Here is a 19,669-nt window from a genome sequence, read left to right as displayed (position 1 = left end):
AATTAACCTTTTAATTTTTGCAATTTTTCTAAAGCATCTTGGGCTGCTTGGCTTTCTGCTTCTTTTTTTGATCTTCCTTTTCCTGATCCATAAACATTTTTTTCATGAATTGCTTTAGCTTCAAATTCTTGATGTCCTAATTCTTGAGTTTGGTAAGTCACATTTTCTTTACTCATACTTTGGAATAATTCTTGTAATTTAGTTTTTGGATCTTTTAAATCAGTTAAATTAATTAGGTTTTTATCCTTTACTTCAACTAAAATGAATTTTTTAATAAACATGATAGCATCGCTAAGACCATGGTCTAGGTAAATTGCACCAATTAAAGCTTCAAGCACATCGGCTTGAACCTTTGGTGAATTAATTACATCTTGGTGCATTTTACCAGGACCTGTACGTAATAATTCTGGTAAACCTAGTTTTTGACTAATCATTGATAACATCTTAGTTTCAACAATTACAGCACGGTAACGAGTTAATAATCCTTGGCTAATTTTTGGATTTGTTTTTAAAATGTATGATGAGACTACAAAACCTAAAGTTGAATCCCCTAAGAATTCTAAGTTTTCATAGTTGACATCACTAGGTTGATCATCTTGGTTGCTAAATGATTTATGGGTTGTAGCTTTGATATATAAAGTTATATCAGCTGGTTTAATATTAATTGTTTCTAAAAACTTTTCTAGTTTAATTTGGTATTCTTGATTGTTAGTTTGCATTAGTTTCTCCTTTGAATTCGTTGATTAAATTATTATCAATTGCTTGGTACATTTGGTCTAGTGCATATAAAATGGCAACTTTATCACTTGAACCATGGATTTTTAAAGCTGGTTTTTGTAAGCCAATGATTCAAGCTGCTCCAGAATTACGATAATCTAATTTTTTCATAATATCTTTGAAAACTGGTTTTAATAATAATGCACCAAGTTTAGTTCTGAGCCTTTTTAAAGCTCCTTCTTTAATTGCATCTTTGAAGGATAAAATCGCTCCTTCAAAGCTTTTTAGGATTAAATTCCCGCCATAGCCATCAATGATGGCTATGTCGTAATTTCCTTTTAATAAATTTCTTGGTTCGCTAAAACCAATGTAATTTAGCTCAGGATCTTCTTGCAGCAATTTTGCTGCTTGGATCGTTGTTTCAAATCCTTTATAATCCTCAGTACCGATATTTAATAAGGTGATTTGAGGATTTTTGACCTGAAACATTTTTTGGCTAAAAATTTGTGCTAATTTGGCTCATTGGTGCAAGTATTCAGGCTTAACTTGTAAATTAGCACCAACATCTAAAAATAAGATTTTACGCTGATTTAAAGCGCTGAGTATTGGCATAAAGGCGGGGCGATCAATTTCAGGTAAACGACCAACTTTAAAGGTTAATGCCGTAATATAATTGCCACTTTCACCACCTGAGATAATGCCTTGAGCCTGGTTTTCTTGCAGCATTGTAATAGCCTGGTTCATGGACGTTGGTTCTTTTAAATTTTGCCTCAGGTTTTTTGGATCACTATTTTTATGGTTATTATCAATTAAAGATATTTGCGGATGAATTTCTTTAATTGATAACTTAGATAAATCACCAATTAAAGTGAGTTTTAAGTCTTGGTGATTTATCAAAAATTCTTGGCAAGCTTCTAAATAGGCTTGTGGTCCATGATCTAAGCCATTAATATCAATTACAATATGTTTCATCTTATTCAACTCCTATTAAATAGTGATAATTAGGTTGATTTCCTTCGGTAATTTGCACGTCAATTTCGTAGCGTGTTTCTAAATAATTAGCTAAATCTTGGGCACTAGTGGCTGAGCCATCTTCACCATAATAAATACTGATTATTTCACTTGATCCTTTAATCATTTTAGTGCTTAAAATCCTTAAGGCTTCTTTTTCCGTTTTGCTAGCTGCAATTATCTTACCATTTAAAATTGATAAATAATTACCACTTTGAATATTAATACCATTAATAGTTGTATTACGAACTGCAACTGTAATTTCGCCCCAGGCTACATCGTTAATTGCATCACTAATTAATTCATTATTATCCTCAAAATCAAGTTCAGGGCTAAAATTGATAATTGCACTTAAACCTTGAATTTGGCTTTTAGTAGGAATCACAATGACATTTTTATCATCCACAACTTGGGCAGCTTGCTGGGCTACTAAAATAGCATTTGAAGAATTTGGGAAAACAAATACCGTTTCAGCATTAACATTGTCAATTGCATTAATAATTTCTTGTGCTGATGGGTTTTTGGTTTCGCCAGCTTCCACGATAAAATTAGCTCCTAGTTCATACATTTTGTCAATAATTCCTTGACCAATATTACATGAAACTATCCCACATTTTTGGCGATCTTCTGATTCTTTTGCATTTTGAAGTTTTTCACTATTTGCTTTTGAATTATTAGCTTGTAAGGTCATGTTTTCAGATTTAATTTTAATAAATTCCCCATACTTTTGTAAAAGTGTTAGAAATTCACCAGGTACTTTTGTATGACCATGGACTTTGAGAATTTCATCATCGGTCACAATTACTAAAGAATTAGCTAATTTTTCTATTTCTTTAGTTAAAGCATCTTTATTAAAGTTTTGCCAATCATCTAATTGGATTAAAACTTCAGTACAATATCCAAATTCACCTTCATAAACTTCGCTATCGCTAACAAAGGTTGAAATATCTTCATTTTGTGAAGATATTTCAACTGGGCGATTATTTAAATATTCATTAATGCCTCAAAAGATTTTGTATAATCCTTCGCCCCCTGAATCTGTTACTCCAACTTCACGCAAGATCTTAAGCTTATTTGGTGTTTCATCGCAGCTCTGGCGGCAATATTTTAATAATTTACCAAAAACTTCTTGTAAGGTAATATTTGGATCATTATGATCTTGATATTCTTTAACAATTGCTTCAACGGTTTCTCTTATCACAGTTAAGATAGTTCCTTCTACTGGTTTAAAAACTGATTTATAAGCTCTTTCAACAGCCGCTTGCAGGGCCTTTAAAAATTCAGGCAAACTTAAAGAGTCTTTGCCTTCAGAGCCTAATGCAAAACCTTTAAAGATTTGGCTTAAAATAACTCCTGAATTACCACGAGCTTCATAAATCATGGCTGTTGAGACTAATTTAGTTGCTTCTGAAATAGGTGTAGTTGCATCAACTGTTTTAAGTTTTGAAACAATTGAACTAAAAGTGGAAGACATGTTGGTTCCAGTATCGCCATCTGGGACTGGAAAGACATTTAAAGCATCAATTTTATTTTTTGAATTTTGTAATGAATAGGCTCCTGAAATCATCATATTGGCAAAAGTTAGTGAATCAAGAAAAATTGGTTTATTCATAAATTACTCCTTTAATAGTAATTGTTAAGTTTTTCAGTTTTTGTTTTGTTAATTTAAATTCATAACTAAGTTTTTGGTTTATCTCCATAATTAATTCATTGGCTTGCACACCAGCTAAAATTGAGATTGAAGCTTTGAAACTTCAAATATTATCTAATTGAAAAACTTCAATTAAATCTTCGTAATTAACTTGTGCCACCACATTCATGGTTTGGGAAACTGGATGAATTTCCTTAATTCCTGGTGTGGAGGTTAAGATGTTAACAAATAGTTCTTTGACTTGATTTATGTTCATAAATCCCCTTTGTATAATTTATAAAATAAAAACTTATTATTTATATTTTTATATTATAAATTATAATTATAATTTAACAAATAATATTGTTGATTATTAGGAGACTTTTTATGGCAAATATTGTGGCTAAAGCAATTGTGTTAGAAATTGAATTACGTAATGATAATAACCACGTAGTTAGTTTTTTTACTAACTACGGGGTTTTAAGACTAGTAGCTAGCGGTATTGATAAGCCTTTATCGAAAAATCGTGCTAATTTACAACTTGGTAGTCTTGTAGAAATTGAATATTTTTCTGCAAGATTAAAAGGAAAAACTGGGCGGTTAAAAAAAGCATATTTATTAAAAATGTATGATCTTACGCAGGTGCAAAGAGTGTATTTTTTTAAAAAAATCAAAAAAGTTTTAATGTATATTAGAGAAGTAAACCATTTATATGATTTATATTTAAAAGTATTTGATTATTTAACTAAAGGGTATACTCTCAAGATTTTGACGTTTTTTTATGCTCAAAGTTTATATTATTTTGGAATAAATCCCAGTTTTGAATCATGTTGAGAATGTGGAGAAAACCGTAATTTAGTTTCATTTGACTTTTATGAAGCTGGTTTTGTGTGCAAAGAGCATTGTAATCCTCGAAAACTAATGAGCGTGGAATATTTGAATGCAATTTGGGCTTCATATCACAATTTAAAAAAATATTTATTATTAGTTGATTATAATTTAGATATGAATTTAAGGGCATTATATAAAAATCTATTAGTAGAAGCTGGTTATTACATTTAAAAACAGATCAAATTATTTTGATCTGTTTTATTTTGGAAAAGTTTTTTTCTTATAATTTCGCAATACTTGCAACATTTGCGATTCTTCAAAATAACTGTGCTCTTTATTATGCTTATATTCATTATATTGCTTTTGGGTTAATAATTTATCTTTAAACATGATATCTAGATAATAATCAATGATATTGCTACTAAAGAAATATGAATCGTTATTATACATTCAAATGATGTTTTGAATTTCGTTTAAAATTGCTTCTTTGATTAATGGACCATAATTGAACTTACGGGCATTTTCTTCAAATTCTTCTTTATCTACAATTTGCAATTCTTTATTTGGATAATGTTTGATATCCAAATCATAATCAATAAATTTAATGGTATTATCTTCATAAATTGGGTACGAGGCTAAATTAATATAATAACATTTTGCCCCATCACGAAACATCATAATTGAATTATAAAAACTGGCTTTTGGGATGAATCATAAAGCATCATCTTTATATGATCATCCCTTGCGACCTTTAATATTTTCAATAACCCTTGCGCCTTTTAAAGATAAAACAATATGGCGGGGGTTATGAAACAAGATTTTAGCATTAGTTCACTGGCGGTATAAAAATCCATTATGTTTGTAAGCTTGCACATTTACAATTGAGCCCACTTTAATATCATTAAAATCTCATGACATTATGGTTTAAGCTTTCTTATCGTTGCTTGGTTATTGTTAGTGTCAACAATAAATTTTTCAAAGTTGCTGGTTGTTACATTAGTTGATCTTTGGGTTGAAACAGCTCTTTGAGTTGGTAAGGTAATATTGTATGTTAGTAATTCATCATCAGTTGCTTTGCCATCTTGATTGGTATCATACCATAAATGAATTGTTGAATTATCTTTAACATCCATGAAGTTTTTGGTGATATAACTCACAAAGTTTTGGCTATATCCTGCATCAGCTGGATATAAACGATTTTGAATTTGTTTTTGGCGATTTGTTGAAGGATTTTGACCATCTTCAGACATTTTTGCACCTTCGTCAATATCTTTATGACCAAAGAAATTGAATGTTTTAGTAGTCTCAAATAAGCTTTGTTCATAAATTTTGCCAGCTTGATCTTTTAAAACTAAACCTGTTGCTTTAGTATTTTCTGCTAAATAACCAGAGAATTTTATTAAGGTTGGATAACTAGTATTAGTATTTTCAATACCTCTATCATTATTTCTTAATTCATTTTTGGTAAAGATTTGACTAATTGTTTTGCCATAGCCCATAGTGTCTAAGAATACTTTGTAAAAATCAACTGAGCGATTTTTAGTTTTAGCTTCAGGTAATTCACCAGGTACTTCAACGGTTCGAGTAACTGTTTGAGTGTGTCCAAAGATTGTTTGAACTCTTTCTTGTTTTTGCTCTGTTTTATCCACGACACGATATTTATTGATATCAAAGACTGAGTTTGGTAAAACAGTGGCATTAAACTTAGGACTATTATCATATTTATTATTGCCTTCACCATTTTGGAATCAACCTTGGCGACGTAATGAATCAAAGTTATTTAAATATGTATATGATCAATCCTCGGCATTACCAGAAGGTGAAAAGATTCTAATCCCTTGATACTCTCCTTCTGAATTAGTAAAGTATCTTGATCCAAATCAGTTAATGGTGCTTTTTCTCGCGGCCTCATTATCATAACTTTCATTTTCTTCATCAATTGAAAAATATGATTCATAGGCATATTTAGTATATTCACGTGGCACTAATTCAGTTAAAGAAAAGTTGTATTTAATTCTTGATTTAGTTGTTTTGAATGAACCACTTGGACTAACACTCATTACCTGGCTAATATTGTCATTACCAACTAAATGAGCAGGAGTAGTTAGTTCATTAGCTAAGCGCCAGATATCATTTAATGATAAATTACGGTAGATTAAAGTTTCTTTAATACGAGAATTAACGCCTAGTTTTTCTAAGACTTCATCTTCAATATAGGTTTTTTTCGTAACATCATAATTTAATAAACTATAAAAATTAGCAGTAAAATATGAGTTTCAAAATTGTCTTGCTCCATGTGAATGATCAACATTTTCTTGGGTAGTTCCTGGGTTATAATAAACTTCAGTTAACTGACGTTTATTAATATCTTTAGATTTGGCTTCAGTTACTTGTGCTTTAGGATCTTCAATTAATCCTGTCTCAGCATACACTGTAACTCAGTGGTGCATATATTCATGGAAAATTGTTGGCATTAAATTACCAATAATTTGGTAAGTATCAAAGCCTTTTTCTTGAGCATTTAGACCATTAACAAACATTCTCCGTGAATCAGGCATATAAAGTCCATTTACTTTTTCATTAATGATTGCTAAATCATTAATTGAAATAGATTTCAGATCATGAATTTCTGGCCCATAAGGAATTTTACGTTTAAATTCATGTACTAATTGCAATAATCCTTCTTTACCAAGTAAAAATTTAGTTTCTCCATTTGCTTGGTAACTAAAATCTCTGAAAATTAAACCAATTTCAGGGTCTACATATTCTAAATATGGTTCATTATTACGCATTTTAACTTGTACTTGATCAAGTGAAGTATATAAAGTAGAATTAAGTCTTTTGATTTCTTGTTCTTTTTCTTGAGGTGTTAAAGTACCAATAAAGCCGACTTCTTGCTCAGAAATTGGTAAAAAGTTTTGTACTTTATTTGTATAAATTTCTTTTTTTGGTTGTTGATTTGGTGTTTCTTTTTGTGTTTGACCATTATCTGGATTTATATCTTGCGGTGGATTTTGTATATTGCCTTGGTTTGGATCTTGTTCCTCATCTTTTTTAGGTGGCGTTCCAATGATGCTTATTTCAATTGGGTCACTTTGTTTTGGTTCTTGGGGCCCTGTAATTTCTCTTTGGTTACCAGTGCCGGGATCTGCTGGTTCTTTATCATCTTTTTTATCTATAAAAATACCTGCAATTGAACCAATTCCAGTTAAAAGATTCTCAGTAAAACTACATGATGCTGTAACTGTAGTAATTGATAAGAGTGAAAAAACAGAGATTTTTTTAATTAATTTCTTAAATTTCATAGTTAAATTATACTCCTTTATATTCAATATTTATTAATGTATAATATTATAACAAAATCAAAGAAAATTATTATTCAAACCTATTAATTGGAAATGTCACATGCAAGTTTTTTGCATGTGACATTGTTTTTGTCTGCCTTGTAATAAAATAGTTGTATTAATAAATTTTAAAAAAATGAAAGGAGACTTTAAAATTATATGAAAAATTTAGAAAAATATATTTGTGTTTTTGACAAATATCGAAAAGAAAATAAATATCAACATTTTAAAATTGAAGAGAATTACAACACTATCTTAAAAATGCAAGGAGCTCTTGGGACACAACGAAAATTACGATCAGATCAAATCGATCTAGAACAACTTTATAATATTTTACAAGAACTTTCTGAAGGCTTCTCAATCCAAGAAGTCGCCAAGATTTTTGATAGAGACATTCGAAGTATAAAAAGCAAAATCGAAATTATTACAAATCGCAGACCACTTAGTTTAGATAAACAAAATCGCTATGTTTGTCCTAAGTGTTCAAAAAGAGTAATGCGGGTTAAAACCCTTAATTTTGCTAAACTATACGAACATTTATTAGGTTATTCATTTTCGCGACTCTTTTTTGTAAGTGATGCAATTAAAGAGAAATGAAAGGCCTACAGAAAATATTGGTATAGTGAGCTTAATACATACAATAAAAATAGAAATAAAAAGAATTTGCAGCAAAAAGAAGTTAAGAAATCAGTTACCTATCTTGTTAATTCTTTTAAAAAATTCTCCCCTGATGAATTTGCTCCTTCACCTAGTACAATTTATAAAATAATTAAAAAATACCCTTATTTCCTTGACTTTGACCATATTGTTAGAAAATCTGAAGGAAAATATGGCATAAGGAAGAAAAAACAAACCAAACCAAAAACATTAAAATATGCTACAGAAATTTCAAAACGTCCAGCTTATATTAATGATCGCTTGGAACATGGTCATTTTGAATTAGACACCGTTATTGGTAAAATCAATGATACCTATTGTATTGTGACGATAATTGAACGGCAAACCAGAATGTCTTATGCTATGCTCTCAAAACGCAACTCCAAAGCTATCAAACAAACTCTTCTCAAACTAATTAAGAAACATAACTTAGACATTAAAACTTTAACAGTTGATAATGGTAGTGAAAATGTCTTATTGCACCAGGTTATTCCAACTGAAAGACTATTTAAATGCCAACCATATAGTTCATGACAAAAAGGTTCAATAGAAAATATGCACCGCTTAATTAGGTATTACATTCCCAAAGGAAAAAGCTTAGATAAATACTCTCAGCAAGAAATTGATTATATGATGGAAAAAATAAATAACTATCGACAAGTTGTCCGGAATTATAAGATAACCTAAAAACTTTTTTTAATCCCCCGCCTTTGATTGCAATCAAAGGGGCCTTACTTTTGACAAAAGTAAGCAAAACCGACGAGAAAACACTGCCGTGTTTTCTGTTTTCGCATACATTTTTTTATCTAAAAATTATGTTAAAATTAAAAGACAATTATTTTGTTAATATCTCGCAAGTGACTTTTCCAAAAAACAAAAATTAGATCTTATAAGATTTTTTACCTAACTTAGGATAAAAATGCTATAATATTAATAGATATATGGAGGTTAATTATGTATAAATATAAGGCTAGACTATTATCAAATGGTGAAATTGTTGCCAAATCAAATACATTAGAAGAATTAGAAGGATTAATCAAAGGTTTTCGCCGTGGTCAAAAACATGGTGAACATACCCAAGGTAACGTAAAAATTGAAATTATTCATATTGAGCGCGACCACCTTAGAGGTGAAAATTACTCTAAGGAAGTACTTATTAAAGTAGTTTAAAAAGTTTTCTTACCAAGATTTTGCAAAATCTTGGTTTTTTACATTTAAGGAGATTATTATGCAAAAAGTTTTAGTTATTAATGCAGGAAGTAGTTCAATTAAAATGAGTTTATTTAATAAAGATTCACTTGATTTAATTGCAAGTGGATTAGTTGAAAGAATCACATTGCCTATAGGTAATTTAAGTTTGAAATATAATGGTCAAAAATTTGAAAAAGAAGCACAGATGCCAAATCACCATAAGGCTGTTGAATTATTATATGAATTAATGCAAGAAGCTAATTTAATTAAAGATAAAAGTGAAATTGAGTTTATTGGGTTTCGGATTGTGCAAGGCGGTGATGAAGTAAAAACAACCGCTAAGGTTGATGAGAATTTAATTAAAATTATTGATAAATATGCAAGCTATGCACCATTACATAACCCTGGTGCTTTGCAAGCTATTTTTGCTTTTAAAGATATTTTTCCAAAAGCAAAACTATCAGCTGATTTTGATACCGCCTTCCATACCACAATTGATCCAGTGAATTACACTTACCCAATTAAAAAAGAATTAGTAAAAGAATTAAATATTAAAAAATATGGTGCTCATGGAATTAGCCATGAATATATTACCCAAAAATTACAAAATATTTTAGGTAAACCAAAGGTGACTTTTATTAACTTACACCTTGGTAATGGTGCAAGTTTATGTGCAATTAAAGATTCACAATCCTTTGATACCAGCATGGGACTTACCCCGCTAGCTGGTATTATGATGGGAACTCGTAGCGGTGATATTGATCCTTCAATTCACCAATATGTGATGAAATCAAAAGGAATTTGTATTGATACATTTACCAATATTTTAAATAAAGAATCAGGTCTTTTAGGAGTATCGGGAGTTTCAAGTGATATGCGCGATATTAGATCTGCTGCCGAGCAAGGTAATCAAGATGCAATTTTTGCACTTGATTTATATGCTCAAAAAATTGCGGATTATTGTGCTATTTACTTCAATAAACTTGGTGGTAGTATTGATAGCGTAGTTTTTACCGCTGGAATTGGTGAGAATGTGGCTATGATTCGTGAGAAAATTATTAATAAATTACATTTTAAAACCTTAGAATTATGTAGCAAGGCAAATAATGGAAATATTGAAGATTTTGCCTTAATTTCAACAAAATTAAGTCAAATTCCAATTTATGTAATTAGGACCAATGAAGAATTAGTTATTGCACAAAATGCTTTAAAAATTTATAGTAAATAAAATGGGAGTTAAAAAAGCATTATATGCTGGTAGTTTTGATCCTTTTCATCAGGGACATAAAGAAATACTACAAAAAGCTTTAAAGCTTTTTGATCAAGTATTTCTTTTAGTTGCTCAAAATCCAAAAAAAGAGAAAAATGATATAATAAAGAATATTAACTATATTAAATCCCAAACTAAAGAATTTAAAAATTTAGTTGTTTTAAACCCGTATCCCCAAATCTTAAGTGCACAACTTGCCCAAGATTTGGGAATTAAATATTTAATTAGATCAGCACGGCAAAATTTAGACTATAATTATGAAATTGAATTAGCCAGTCAAAATAAATCTATTAACCCAGAATTAGAAACAATTTTAATTATTCCAGATCATGAATACATAAAATACTCATCAAGTGAACTAAAATTAATTAAGGAGCAAAATGTTTAAATTTGTTAAATCAGCAACAAGTCCTAGTAATTATTATGAGCATCAAAACTATGAAATAGCTTTTTGGGGCCGCTCTAATGTAGGTAAAAGTAGTTTAATTAATGCAATTGTTTTTAATAAAAAGATGGCTAGGGTGTCTAAAACTCCAGGTCGCACACAATTAATTAATTTTTTTGAAAATAATCATGGGGCTGTGCTTGTGGATTTACCTGGTTATGGCTATGCTAAAATTTCAATTGAGCAATCAAAACAAATGATGCTAATGGTGGAAAATTATTTAGAAACTAGGCAAAATTTAAAATGTGTTTATTTATTAATTGATTCGCGCCATGGAATTTTAAAAAACGACGCACAAGTAATTAAATATTTATTAAATATTAATATGCCTTTTGTGCTTGTTTATACTAAAAGTGATAAACTAAGACAAAAGGATTATCAAAACTTGCTTAAATCAATTAAGCAAGTTAACTTAGAATATGGTAACTTTACTTATTTCATTGTTTCAGCTGAAAAACACAAAGGAATTAATGAATTAATTGAAAATATTAATCAAACATTATTAGGAGTATAAGATGGCAAAATTAAATTATCGTAAAGTAATATTATTTGGATCAGGACTATTTGTGCTATTTAGTTCAATCCCACTCTTAGCCACAAAACTGAAAGATACTAAGGTTTTTAAACAAGTAACATATGATGATCAAGTTACTTTACTAAAAGAAGAATTAGGGCAATTTAAATTAGAGGTTGGTAACTTTGATAAAACAATTGTTTATGCTAGTAAGTATGCAAGTAGCCCAATGTATTTACAATCTTCTGTTAATACCCCACGAGGAGATACAAACTTTTGAGCCAATCAATTGGTTCTAAAAAAACAATTAATTACTAGTGATTTAAACCAAGAGAAATTATTTGGTTTAAATCATGCTAAAGGTCGCTTACTTAATTTCTATCAAGATAAATATAATTTATCATTTTATTCATATGCTAATGATTTAACTGGTACTTTATATTTAAAACTCATTTTAAATCCAAAAGGTAGTAAAACCTTAAATACCCAAGTTGAATATATTTATAAATTGGATGGTTTTAAACCTTATGATGAAGTTTCATATAGCCAAGGTATGTTTATTAAAGAAGTCTTACTAAAAGAAGATGTGTTACAAAGTGAATATCCTACTTTAGCTGATTTTGAAACAGCTTATAATAAAGTTAAAACAAATGCTGCTGAAAAAATAAGTTTTTATACTAAAGTATTTAGTTACTATGGTTCATCAAGTTCATCTATGGTTATTCCTAGTTCAATTGAACTTAGTTTTGATCATGAAAAAAATACCATCTTATTTTCTTCAAAACTAAGAGCCATTATTAATGAAGCTAAAGAAGATGATTTAAGTTATTTAAATACCAAAGATACCAATATTAGTGCTTCATATACTTTAAAATATCCAACTAAAGCTCAAGAATAAGATAAAACCTGCCTTAAAGGCAGGTTTTTGCTAAGCTTTGATTAATGAGTAAAGTTTAATACTTGAATCAAAATTTTGAGATGCTTTAAGGTTTGTTAATTCAATTAAAACAATAATTTTAGTAACGCTTGCTCCTTGTGATTCAACTAATTTAATCATTGCATCAATGGTTCCACCAGTTGCTAAAACATCGTCGATAATCGCGATTTTTTGGCCTGGTTTTAGGAGGTTCGCCTGGATTTGTAATGTATTTTGTCCATATTCTAAATCATACTTTTGGGAAATCACTTCTCCAGGTAATTTATTTGGTTTACGGACCATTAAAAATGGTTTATTTGCAGCATATGCAGCGGGGGTTCCAAATAAAAAACCGCGAGCATCAGGCGAGATAATTACATCAACATCATCAAGATAACTAGCTATTAAATCGATGCTTGCTTTAAAAGCGTTAGCATTTGCTAATAAAGGGGCTACATCTTTAAAAATAATGCCTGGTTTTGGGAAATTTTGAACATCTTTAATATATTTTTCTAAATTCATTTTATGTCTTAATTAATACGTACGTCTTCAAAAAAATCAAGCACATCATCTTCGGCAATGTCATTGAAATTTTTAATATGAGTACCAAAATCTTTTCCTTTAATTACTTCTTTAACATCATTTAATTCACGGCGTAAACTCTCAATAACCCCCTCGTGAATTAAATTACCTTTGCGGTATACTTTAACTTTTGCATTCATTTTTACTGTACCTGAGTCTACTAAACAACCGGCAATATGTCCCACTTTTGAATAGTAAAAGACTTTAATAATGTGAGCACTAGCAATTTTACGTTCTTCATAAATTGGAGCTCTTTGTCCTTCTAATAAACTTTGGCAATCTTCAATAATTTTGTAAATAACATTATGTTCAATTAAACTAATCCCTTGCGAAGCAGCATTTTGCTTTACTGTGGTTGGGGTTTTTAGGTTAAAGACAAAAATAATTGCATTTGAGGCTTGGGCAAGTAAAAGGTCATTTCCATTAACGTGCCCAGCACTTGCTGAAATAACTTTAATAATGGCATCATCATTTTCAAGTGAGTTAACTTGTCCTTTTAAAGCTTCGGCAGTTCCGTGCACATCACTTTTAATTAAAATGTTAATAACTTTTTTACCTTCGGCATTGGTGGCTGCTATGCTTTTATCATGTAAAAAGTTCATTTTATCAGCGAAGGCTTTTTCGTTGGCTAGTTTCTTGGCAAATTTTTCATCGTTAAAACCGACAAATTTATCACCAGCATCAGGAGCATAATTTAGACCTGTAATAATAGCTGGAGAACCAGGAACTACTTTGTCAAGTGGTTCGCCTTGAGCATCTGCTAAAGTTCGAATTCTTCCGTATTTTGAACCAGCAACGATGAAATCTCCTTTGATTAAGGTTCCATTTTCAACAATAATAGTTGAAACAACACCAGAACCTTTATCAATTCTTGATTCAATAATAGTTCCAATTGGATAACGATTTGGATTAGCTTTTAAATCCATAATATCAGCTAAGAGCATAATTGCATCAAATAAATCAGTGATTCCATCTCCATTTAAAGCGGATCCATAGACAATTTGGGTATCCCCACCATATTCTTCAATTACTACATCATTTTCAGCTAACTCACCTTTTAAACGATCTAAATCTTTATTAGGTTTATCCATTTTATTAACAAAGACAATGATTGGAACATTTGCGGCTTTTGCATGGATAATAGCTTCTTTGGTTTGGTGCATTACTCCATCATCAGCTGCTACAACTAAAATAATAATATCAGTTACTTTGGCACCTCTTGCTCTCATCTTGGTAAAAGCTTCATGACCAGGAGTATCTAAAAAGGTTATTTTGCTATTTTTATGTGAAATTTGGTAAGCCCCAGTATGCTGGGTAATACCACTAGATTCAGTAGAAACAATATTTGAATTTCTAATTTTATCAATTAATGTTGTTTTACCATGGTCAACATGGCCCATGATGGTAATAATTGGGTATCTTTTTTCAAGATCATCTTGGTGATCTTGAAATAATACTTCATCAAGGAAATTAGTTCCATCGATATTAGTTGCTTTTTGGAAGTCAAAGCCATTGTCAATACACAATTCAGTAATTTCATCTTCATCAAGGATTTGGTTTAAATTATACATTTTGCCTTTTAGGAAGAATTTTTTAATAATATCATTAGCATTAAGTTTGGTACTTTGGGCAAAGTCTATAATTGACATTTTTCCAGTAAATACAAAAACACCATCTTTAAGCTCAGTTTTTGTATTTTGTAATTGTTCTTTAATGTCACTGACATTACTTATTCTGGTTTGTTTTTTGCTCATATTAACTCCTTTAACTGGGTTTCTAAAACTTGATATTGATCCATTGATATATTAGACCTTAAAGAGCGATTAAAGGCTCTTTTTTTGATAATTAATTTCCAATTTTCTTGCGTTGGAAGAAAATAGCAGCCTCGTCCCTTAAGATTTTTATTTCAATCAATTACAAGTGTATTAGTGGTTTTTTGATAATCAAATCTTACAAGATCTTGTACTGGAAGAATTTGATTTGTTGCAATACATTTTCTCGTTAATATTTTATCAATTTTCATCTTCTAAATCACCAAAGTCGAGATTTTCAGATAATCCATAACTAGCTAAATCACTATCAACTTTGAAATCTTTAATTCCTTTATAAACTTGTACAAGGTTTTTTGATTTTTTAGGATTTTCATTAACAGGTTCTCCACTTGTTTTTGCTTCATTATTTTCAAAGTTTTCATCATCAAAAACTTCATTTTCATCTGCAAATGAAGGGTTGAAAATGTACTCTCATTGCTCTTCATCACTCGTAGCCATTAAATCTTCATATGACTCAATACTTTGGTCTGAATCTTTCATTTCATTAGTTAGATTATAAAACAGTTTGTTGATATCATCGTTTTTAGGGCTTTGAGTTTTTGTTTTTCTGGTAGGTTTATCTTGTTCAGGGGTGTTTAAAGTATTATCAATAAATGATTGCAAATCATCATTAAAATTACTCAAGGCAAGTTTCATTTCTTTAACATCCAATAATTCTTGAGTTTGTGAACGTTTGCCAAGTTTTGGCTTTGTTGCTTTAAATAATTGTTTATCTAATAATTTATTTGATTGTGTTTCTTTAAGTTTTTCTTTATTATATGGTAAATTAAGTTCGTTGGCTTGTTGAATACTTTTTACTTTAATTTTAATACCTGTTAATTTTGAGGCTAATTCAATATTAATTCCATCTTTACCAATTGCTCTAGTTATATCTTCATCTTTAACAATTGCAAATGCTGCCCTATGATCCTTGGTTACTAAAATATCAACTGGGACAACAGGCGAAAGCGAATTAGAAATAAATTCTTTTTTATTATTTGAATAACGAATAATGTCAATTGATTCACCAATTGCCTTTGAAGCATCATTGATTCTTTGGGCATTTTGCCCAAAGATTGAACCAATAATATCAAAATCAAACTTACGTTCTGGATTTACACGCACGGCTACTTTTGATCTAATTCCGTATTTTCGTCTGATTCTAACAATTTCTAGATCACCACGTTGTATTTCAACAATTGCTTTAGTTAAAGTGTCTTTAATTTCATTTTTATCAAGCATAGTTACTTCAAGCGGAGTAGCAGTTTTTTCTAAGTTAACTTTTTCTAAGATAACCTTGATATCAGCTCCAGGGTTTAAAGTTTTACGTGGTGGTGTTTTTTTCTTTGGTAATAAAGCACGAAATGCTTCATTATTGTAGAAGATATCAATATCGTATTCATGTTTTAAAGTGGTATTAACTTTAGCAAAGAATTTTTCACCAATTTTATTGCCAAATAATTCTTTTACGCGTGATCTTTCTAATAAACGAGATTCTTGTTTAAAACCACTTAAAATAGCTTTACGCGATCTTTCTCCGAGATCATCAAACTTAAATTCAATTTCTATTTCACTACCTGGTTGATAATTAGCACGTTTGTCTTCAGGAACTTGCGAAAGCAAAAAATCAATAAAGTAAATATTTTTATCTTCATCTTGTTCAAAATCTGGATTAGTAAGATCATCAATAACTTTACCTTTTAAATTAATAATTCTGGCAATTGAATTCTCATGATCTACTCTGATCTCAATTTGTGCATCAGGATCATATGATTTATTAATCGCACGTTGAATTTCAGTTTGGAAGATTTGCACAATATCTTCAAATGGCAGTTTTTTATGTGCTGAACTCACTTTTAAAAGTTCATAAAAAACTCCTTGATGGCTTTTATTTACTTGGGCTCCTTTAGTATCTTTTTTAATTCTAGGCATAATATCTCCTTTAAAATTTTATATATTTTTCAATTTTATTAATTTGATTTACGTTAATTTGGATTTTACGAATATTGCCTTTTTGGTTTCATTGCAATTTCAGAATATCTTGATTAATTTCTAATAATTTTACAATTAAAATATCATGATCAGCAAAAGGTTTTTTTAAGAAGATTTTAAGATCTTGATTTATATAATTAGGCAATTTTGCAAAATCAAGCTCAATTGCTTCGCCTTTAGATAAAACTTCAAGATAATAATTATCACTAAATCAGTTTTGGTTATCTAAATATTCACTGATTGCTTTGGATATTTCTTGAACTTTATCTAAATCATTATAATCAACGGTTACTTCTAATGTTTGGCCAAATGTATTTGTGATTTTAGCACCTAAAATAACTTCTCCAAATTGCTCTGTTAAGATTTTTTTATAATCCATGTTACCTCCTTTTAATAGAAAGAGTTGCTAGCGCAACTCTTTCAAAAATATATCTTGATTTAGTTACATATATTATAACATTTCGAAATGAAATTTAAATTAAATTTACATTATTCTTTGTTAGCAAATTTACCTAAGATACTGTTAATACGTTCACTAGTTGGCATGGCTACTAAATAAGTTCCAGCTACAACAGCATCAGCTCCTGCTTTTAAACATAAAGGACCAGTTTCTGAGTTAATTCCCCCATCAACTTGAATTAAATAATCATAAGAATGTTGAATTCTTAATAAACGTAATTCTTTAATTTTATCTAATGAAGTTTCGATAAATTTCTGACCACCTTTACCTGGTTCTACTGACATAACTAAAACTAATGATAATTTTTTTAAAAATGGTTTAATTTGCTCAACAGTAGTATTTGGTTTAATTGCTAAACCAATTTTTAATTCTTGGTTGTTTTTATTTAAAAATGCTTGAAATTTATCTAGATCATTTTGAATTGCTTCAAAATGAAAGGTGAAGATATCAACTTGGTCCTTGAGGTATTCTAAATAATCATAAGGATTTAAAACCATTAAATGAGCATCCTTAAAATGTTTTAAACCTTGCTGGCTAATTTGTTTAATTTCATCTACTGAAATAGCAGTATTAGGTACAAATTTTCCATCCATTATGTCATAATGGATTCATTTAATACCATTATTAATTAAAGTATTAGCCATATTTAATCTTTGGTCAATTTCTATATTTAATAAACTTGGGGTAACATATTTTTTCATTTTAGCTCCTATTTTTGATTTGTTAATTCATTTTGTAATTTAAGATAATTTTGGTAACGAAAGAAAGGAATTATATTCTGCAAAGCAGCTAGTTTAATTGCACAGCTATCATCTGGTTCATTAACGTGCAAGCATGAGCGATATTTACAAGTTTTAGCTAAAGACTGAAATAATTCAAAGCTTTTGGCTAATTGATATTTATCTAAATCTAGTTTTAAAGCAGAAAAACCAGGAGTATCAATTAAAAAGCCATCTTGAAAATTAATGATTTGAATTTGTCTTGTGGTATGCTTACCTCTGCCTAAAGCCTTGGAAATACTTTGGGTTTCAAAATTAAGGTTAGTTAACTTGTTTAAAGTTGTGGTTTTACCAACCCCGCTTTGGCCCATGAAAGCACTAAATTTATCTTTAAAAATAAATTTATAAGAATTATCTATCTTTTGCGTATTGTCAATTAAATATACTTCATAGCCCATTTGTTGATATTGCATTTGTCATTCTTTTGCTTTGTGAATATCAAGATCCGCTTTAGTAATAAAAATAACTGGCTTAATATTTTTAAATTCTAAAATACTTAAATATTTATCAAGCAAAAAAGAACTAAATTCTGGCTCGTATACTGACATACAAATAATCATTTGGTCAATATTAGCAATATTCGGGCGAATCAAATAATTTTTACGCGGTAAAATTTCGGTGATTAAACCGCCTGAAATTTTGACATAATCACCAACTACTGGCGATAAATTTAAATACCTTAATTTACCAGCTGCTTTGATATTTTGTCTGTTCATTGTGTCTAAGTTTACTATTTTGTAAACTCCAGCTACTAAGGAAAAGATTTTTAATTTAGGAATCATAAATTGCAAAAGAAATTTATACTTGGTTTAAAACCAAATATAAATTTCATAATTTTTGTTTTTATTTAATACCTAATTCTAAATATAAGATTTGTTTAATTTCATTAGCGGCACGTTCTGGTGTATCATTAATCACTTTATATTTAAAAATATTAGCTTCTGCAAGTTCGATTTCAGCTTTTTTCAAACGATATTTTAAAGTATCTTTATTTTCTGAACCACGTTTAACAATACGTTTTTTTAAATCATTTACTGAAGGAGGTAAAATAAAAATAGTTATTAAGTTATACTTTGAATTTCATTCCTCTTTTTCAAATTTATTAATAATTTTTTTTACTCCATTAGTTTCAATTTCTAACAAGGGAACCATGTTTTTATCATGAATTTTTGTTAATTCAGAATTTAAAGTTCCGTAGTAGTTATTTAAGTGGTATGAAAATTCGACAAACTTGCGTCTTTTTAATAAATCACGAAATCGATCAACATCAATAAAATGGTAATGAATTCCATCAAGTTCACCTGGGCGGCGCTTTCTTGTTGTTGCTGAACAAGAAAGCGAAAGGTTTAATTCTTCAAATTCAAATAACAATCTTTCGATTGTGCCTTTGCCTACCCCACTAGGCCCTGATAGAATAATTATTGGTTTTTTCCTTGAATTCTTTTTTACCATAATATAGAAATTTTAACACAAGAATGAAATTTTGCCAAATATTTGTGTCATACTTAAAAAATATGTT

General features: G+C 29.5%; 21 protein-coding genes. 7 read left to right on the top strand and 14 right to left on the bottom strand.

Annotation, left to right across the window (positions count from 1 at the left end; genetic code table 4):
- Positions 1 to 2 precede the first annotated feature (2 nt).
- From rnc to AC0B4N_RS00145, 4 genes are read right to left on the bottom strand one after another with little or no spacing between them, the layout of a single operon-like run.
- Complete coding sequence (gene rnc / locus AC0B4N_RS00160; RefSeq protein WP_465101914.1) at positions 3 to 719, bottom strand: ribonuclease III; 717 nt, start codon at positions 717 to 719, stop codon at positions 3 to 5.
- Positions 709 to 1,689: a phosphate acyltransferase PlsX gene (gene plsX / locus AC0B4N_RS00155; protein ID WP_465101913.1), complete on the bottom strand. Its 981-nt coding sequence runs from the start codon at positions 1,687 to 1,689 to the stop codon at positions 709 to 711. The genes rnc and plsX overlap by 11 nt, the downstream gene beginning before the upstream one ends.
- A 1-nt stretch (position 1,690) precedes the next feature.
- Positions 1,691 to 3,340, bottom strand: coding sequence for a DAK2 domain-containing protein (locus tag AC0B4N_RS00150; RefSeq protein ID WP_465101912.1), 1,650 nt, complete (start codon positions 3,338 to 3,340; stop codon positions 1,691 to 1,693).
- The gene (locus AC0B4N_RS00145; RefSeq protein ID WP_465101911.1) at positions 3,333 to 3,635 is read right to left on the bottom strand and encodes a hypothetical protein; all 303 of its coding nucleotides are present in this window, start codon (positions 3,633 to 3,635) and stop codon (positions 3,333 to 3,335) included. Before AC0B4N_RS00145 ends, AC0B4N_RS00150 begins: the two co-directional genes overlap by 8 nt.
- 110 nt (positions 3,636 to 3,745) lie before the next feature.
- Between AC0B4N_RS00145 and recO the strand changes: the two genes are divergently transcribed.
- Entirely contained in the window at positions 3,746 to 4,420 is a 675-nt protein-coding gene (gene recO, locus AC0B4N_RS00140; RefSeq protein WP_465101910.1) for a DNA repair protein RecO, read from the top strand.
- Positions 4,421 to 4,447: 27 nt separating this feature from the next.
- Here the strand turns inward: recO and AC0B4N_RS00135 are convergent, their stop codons facing one another.
- Positions 4,448 to 5,107 (bottom strand): DUF402 domain-containing protein, encoded by a 660-nt coding sequence (locus AC0B4N_RS00135; RefSeq protein WP_465101909.1) that lies wholly within the window; start codon positions 5,105 to 5,107, stop codon positions 4,448 to 4,450.
- Positions 5,107 to 7,494, bottom strand: coding sequence for an MYPU_1760 family metalloprotease (locus AC0B4N_RS00130; protein WP_465101908.1), 2,388 nt, complete (start codon positions 7,492 to 7,494; stop codon positions 5,107 to 5,109). Before AC0B4N_RS00130 ends, AC0B4N_RS00135 begins: the two co-directional genes overlap by 1 nt.
- Before the next feature lie 198 nt (positions 7,495 to 7,692).
- Here AC0B4N_RS00130 and AC0B4N_RS00125 point away from each other — a divergent pair, with 198 nt between their 5' ends.
- From AC0B4N_RS00125 to AC0B4N_RS00100, 6 genes are all read left to right on the top strand, one after another.
- Positions 7,693 to 8,877 (top strand): IS30 family transposase, encoded by a 1,185-nt coding sequence (locus AC0B4N_RS00125; RefSeq protein ID WP_465101907.1) that lies wholly within the window; start codon positions 7,693 to 7,695, stop codon positions 8,875 to 8,877.
- Positions 8,878 to 9,144: 267 nt separating this feature from the next.
- Entirely contained in the window at positions 9,145 to 9,360 is a 216-nt protein-coding gene (locus AC0B4N_RS00120) for an MAG6790 family protein (protein WP_465101906.1), read from the top strand.
- A 58-nt stretch (positions 9,361 to 9,418) separates the two neighbouring features.
- The gene (locus AC0B4N_RS00115; protein ID WP_465101905.1) at positions 9,419 to 10,609 is read left to right on the top strand and encodes an acetate/propionate family kinase; all 1,191 of its coding nucleotides are present in this window, start codon (positions 9,419 to 9,421) and stop codon (positions 10,607 to 10,609) included.
- 1 nt (position 10,610) lies between these two features.
- Entirely contained in the window at positions 10,611 to 11,039 is a 429-nt protein-coding gene (gene coaD, locus AC0B4N_RS00110; protein ID WP_465101904.1) for a pantetheine-phosphate adenylyltransferase, read from the top strand.
- Positions 11,032 to 11,610 carry a ribosome biogenesis GTP-binding protein YihA/YsxC gene (gene yihA / locus AC0B4N_RS00105; protein WP_465101765.1) on the top strand — a complete coding sequence of 193 codons (579 nt, stop codon included), beginning with the start codon at positions 11,032 to 11,034 and terminating at the stop codon, positions 11,608 to 11,610. Before coaD ends, yihA begins: the two co-directional genes overlap by 8 nt.
- Position 11,611: 1 nt before the next feature.
- Positions 11,612 to 12,508 (top strand): MAG1430 family protein, encoded by an 897-nt coding sequence (locus AC0B4N_RS00100; protein ID WP_465101903.1) that lies wholly within the window; start codon positions 11,612 to 11,614, stop codon positions 12,506 to 12,508.
- Between the two features lie 30 nt (positions 12,509 to 12,538).
- Here the strand turns inward: AC0B4N_RS00100 and AC0B4N_RS00095 are convergent, their stop codons facing one another.
- The 8 genes from AC0B4N_RS00095 to gmk form a co-directional block, all read right to left on the bottom strand.
- Complete coding sequence (locus tag AC0B4N_RS00095; RefSeq protein WP_465101902.1) at positions 12,539 to 13,048, bottom strand: adenine phosphoribosyltransferase; 510 nt, start codon at positions 13,046 to 13,048, stop codon at positions 12,539 to 12,541.
- A gap of 8 nt (positions 13,049 to 13,056) precedes the next feature.
- The gene (gene infB / locus AC0B4N_RS00090; RefSeq protein ID WP_465101901.1) at positions 13,057 to 14,862 is read right to left on the bottom strand and encodes a translation initiation factor IF-2; all 1,806 of its coding nucleotides are present in this window, start codon (positions 14,860 to 14,862) and stop codon (positions 13,057 to 13,059) included.
- Complete coding sequence (locus AC0B4N_RS00085) at positions 14,838 to 15,131, bottom strand: YlxR family protein (RefSeq protein WP_465101900.1); 294 nt, start codon at positions 15,129 to 15,131, stop codon at positions 14,838 to 14,840. Before AC0B4N_RS00085 ends, infB begins: the two co-directional genes overlap by 25 nt.
- Positions 15,118 to 16,851: a NusA N-terminal domain-containing protein gene (locus tag AC0B4N_RS00080; protein ID WP_465101899.1), complete on the bottom strand. Its 1,734-nt coding sequence runs from the start codon at positions 16,849 to 16,851 to the stop codon at positions 15,118 to 15,120. The genes AC0B4N_RS00085 and AC0B4N_RS00080 overlap by 14 nt, the downstream gene beginning before the upstream one ends.
- Before the next feature lie 10 nt (positions 16,852 to 16,861).
- Positions 16,862 to 17,290 carry an LSm family protein gene (locus tag AC0B4N_RS00075; protein ID WP_465101898.1) on the bottom strand — a complete coding sequence of 143 codons (429 nt, stop codon included), beginning with the start codon at positions 17,288 to 17,290 and terminating at the stop codon, positions 16,862 to 16,864.
- A 110-nt stretch (positions 17,291 to 17,400) separates the two neighbouring features.
- Positions 17,401 to 18,072, bottom strand: a complete 672-nt coding sequence (locus AC0B4N_RS00070) for a ribulose-phosphate 3-epimerase (RefSeq protein WP_465101897.1) — start codon at positions 18,070 to 18,072, stop codon at positions 17,401 to 17,403.
- Positions 18,073 to 18,080: 8 nt separating this feature from the next.
- The gene (gene rsgA / locus AC0B4N_RS00065; protein ID WP_465102557.1) at positions 18,081 to 18,932 is read right to left on the bottom strand and encodes a ribosome small subunit-dependent GTPase A; all 852 of its coding nucleotides are present in this window, start codon (positions 18,930 to 18,932) and stop codon (positions 18,081 to 18,083) included.
- A gap of 61 nt (positions 18,933 to 18,993) precedes the next feature.
- A complete protein-coding gene (gene gmk / locus AC0B4N_RS00060; RefSeq protein ID WP_465101896.1) occupies positions 18,994 to 19,602 on the bottom strand; it encodes a guanylate kinase in 609 nt (202 codons plus the stop codon).
- Positions 19,603 to 19,669 lie beyond the last annotated feature (67 nt).

It is taken from the genome of Mycoplasma sp. 13536 (genome assembly GCF_055523495.1).
This window is presented reverse-complemented; position numbering and strand designations above follow the sequence as displayed.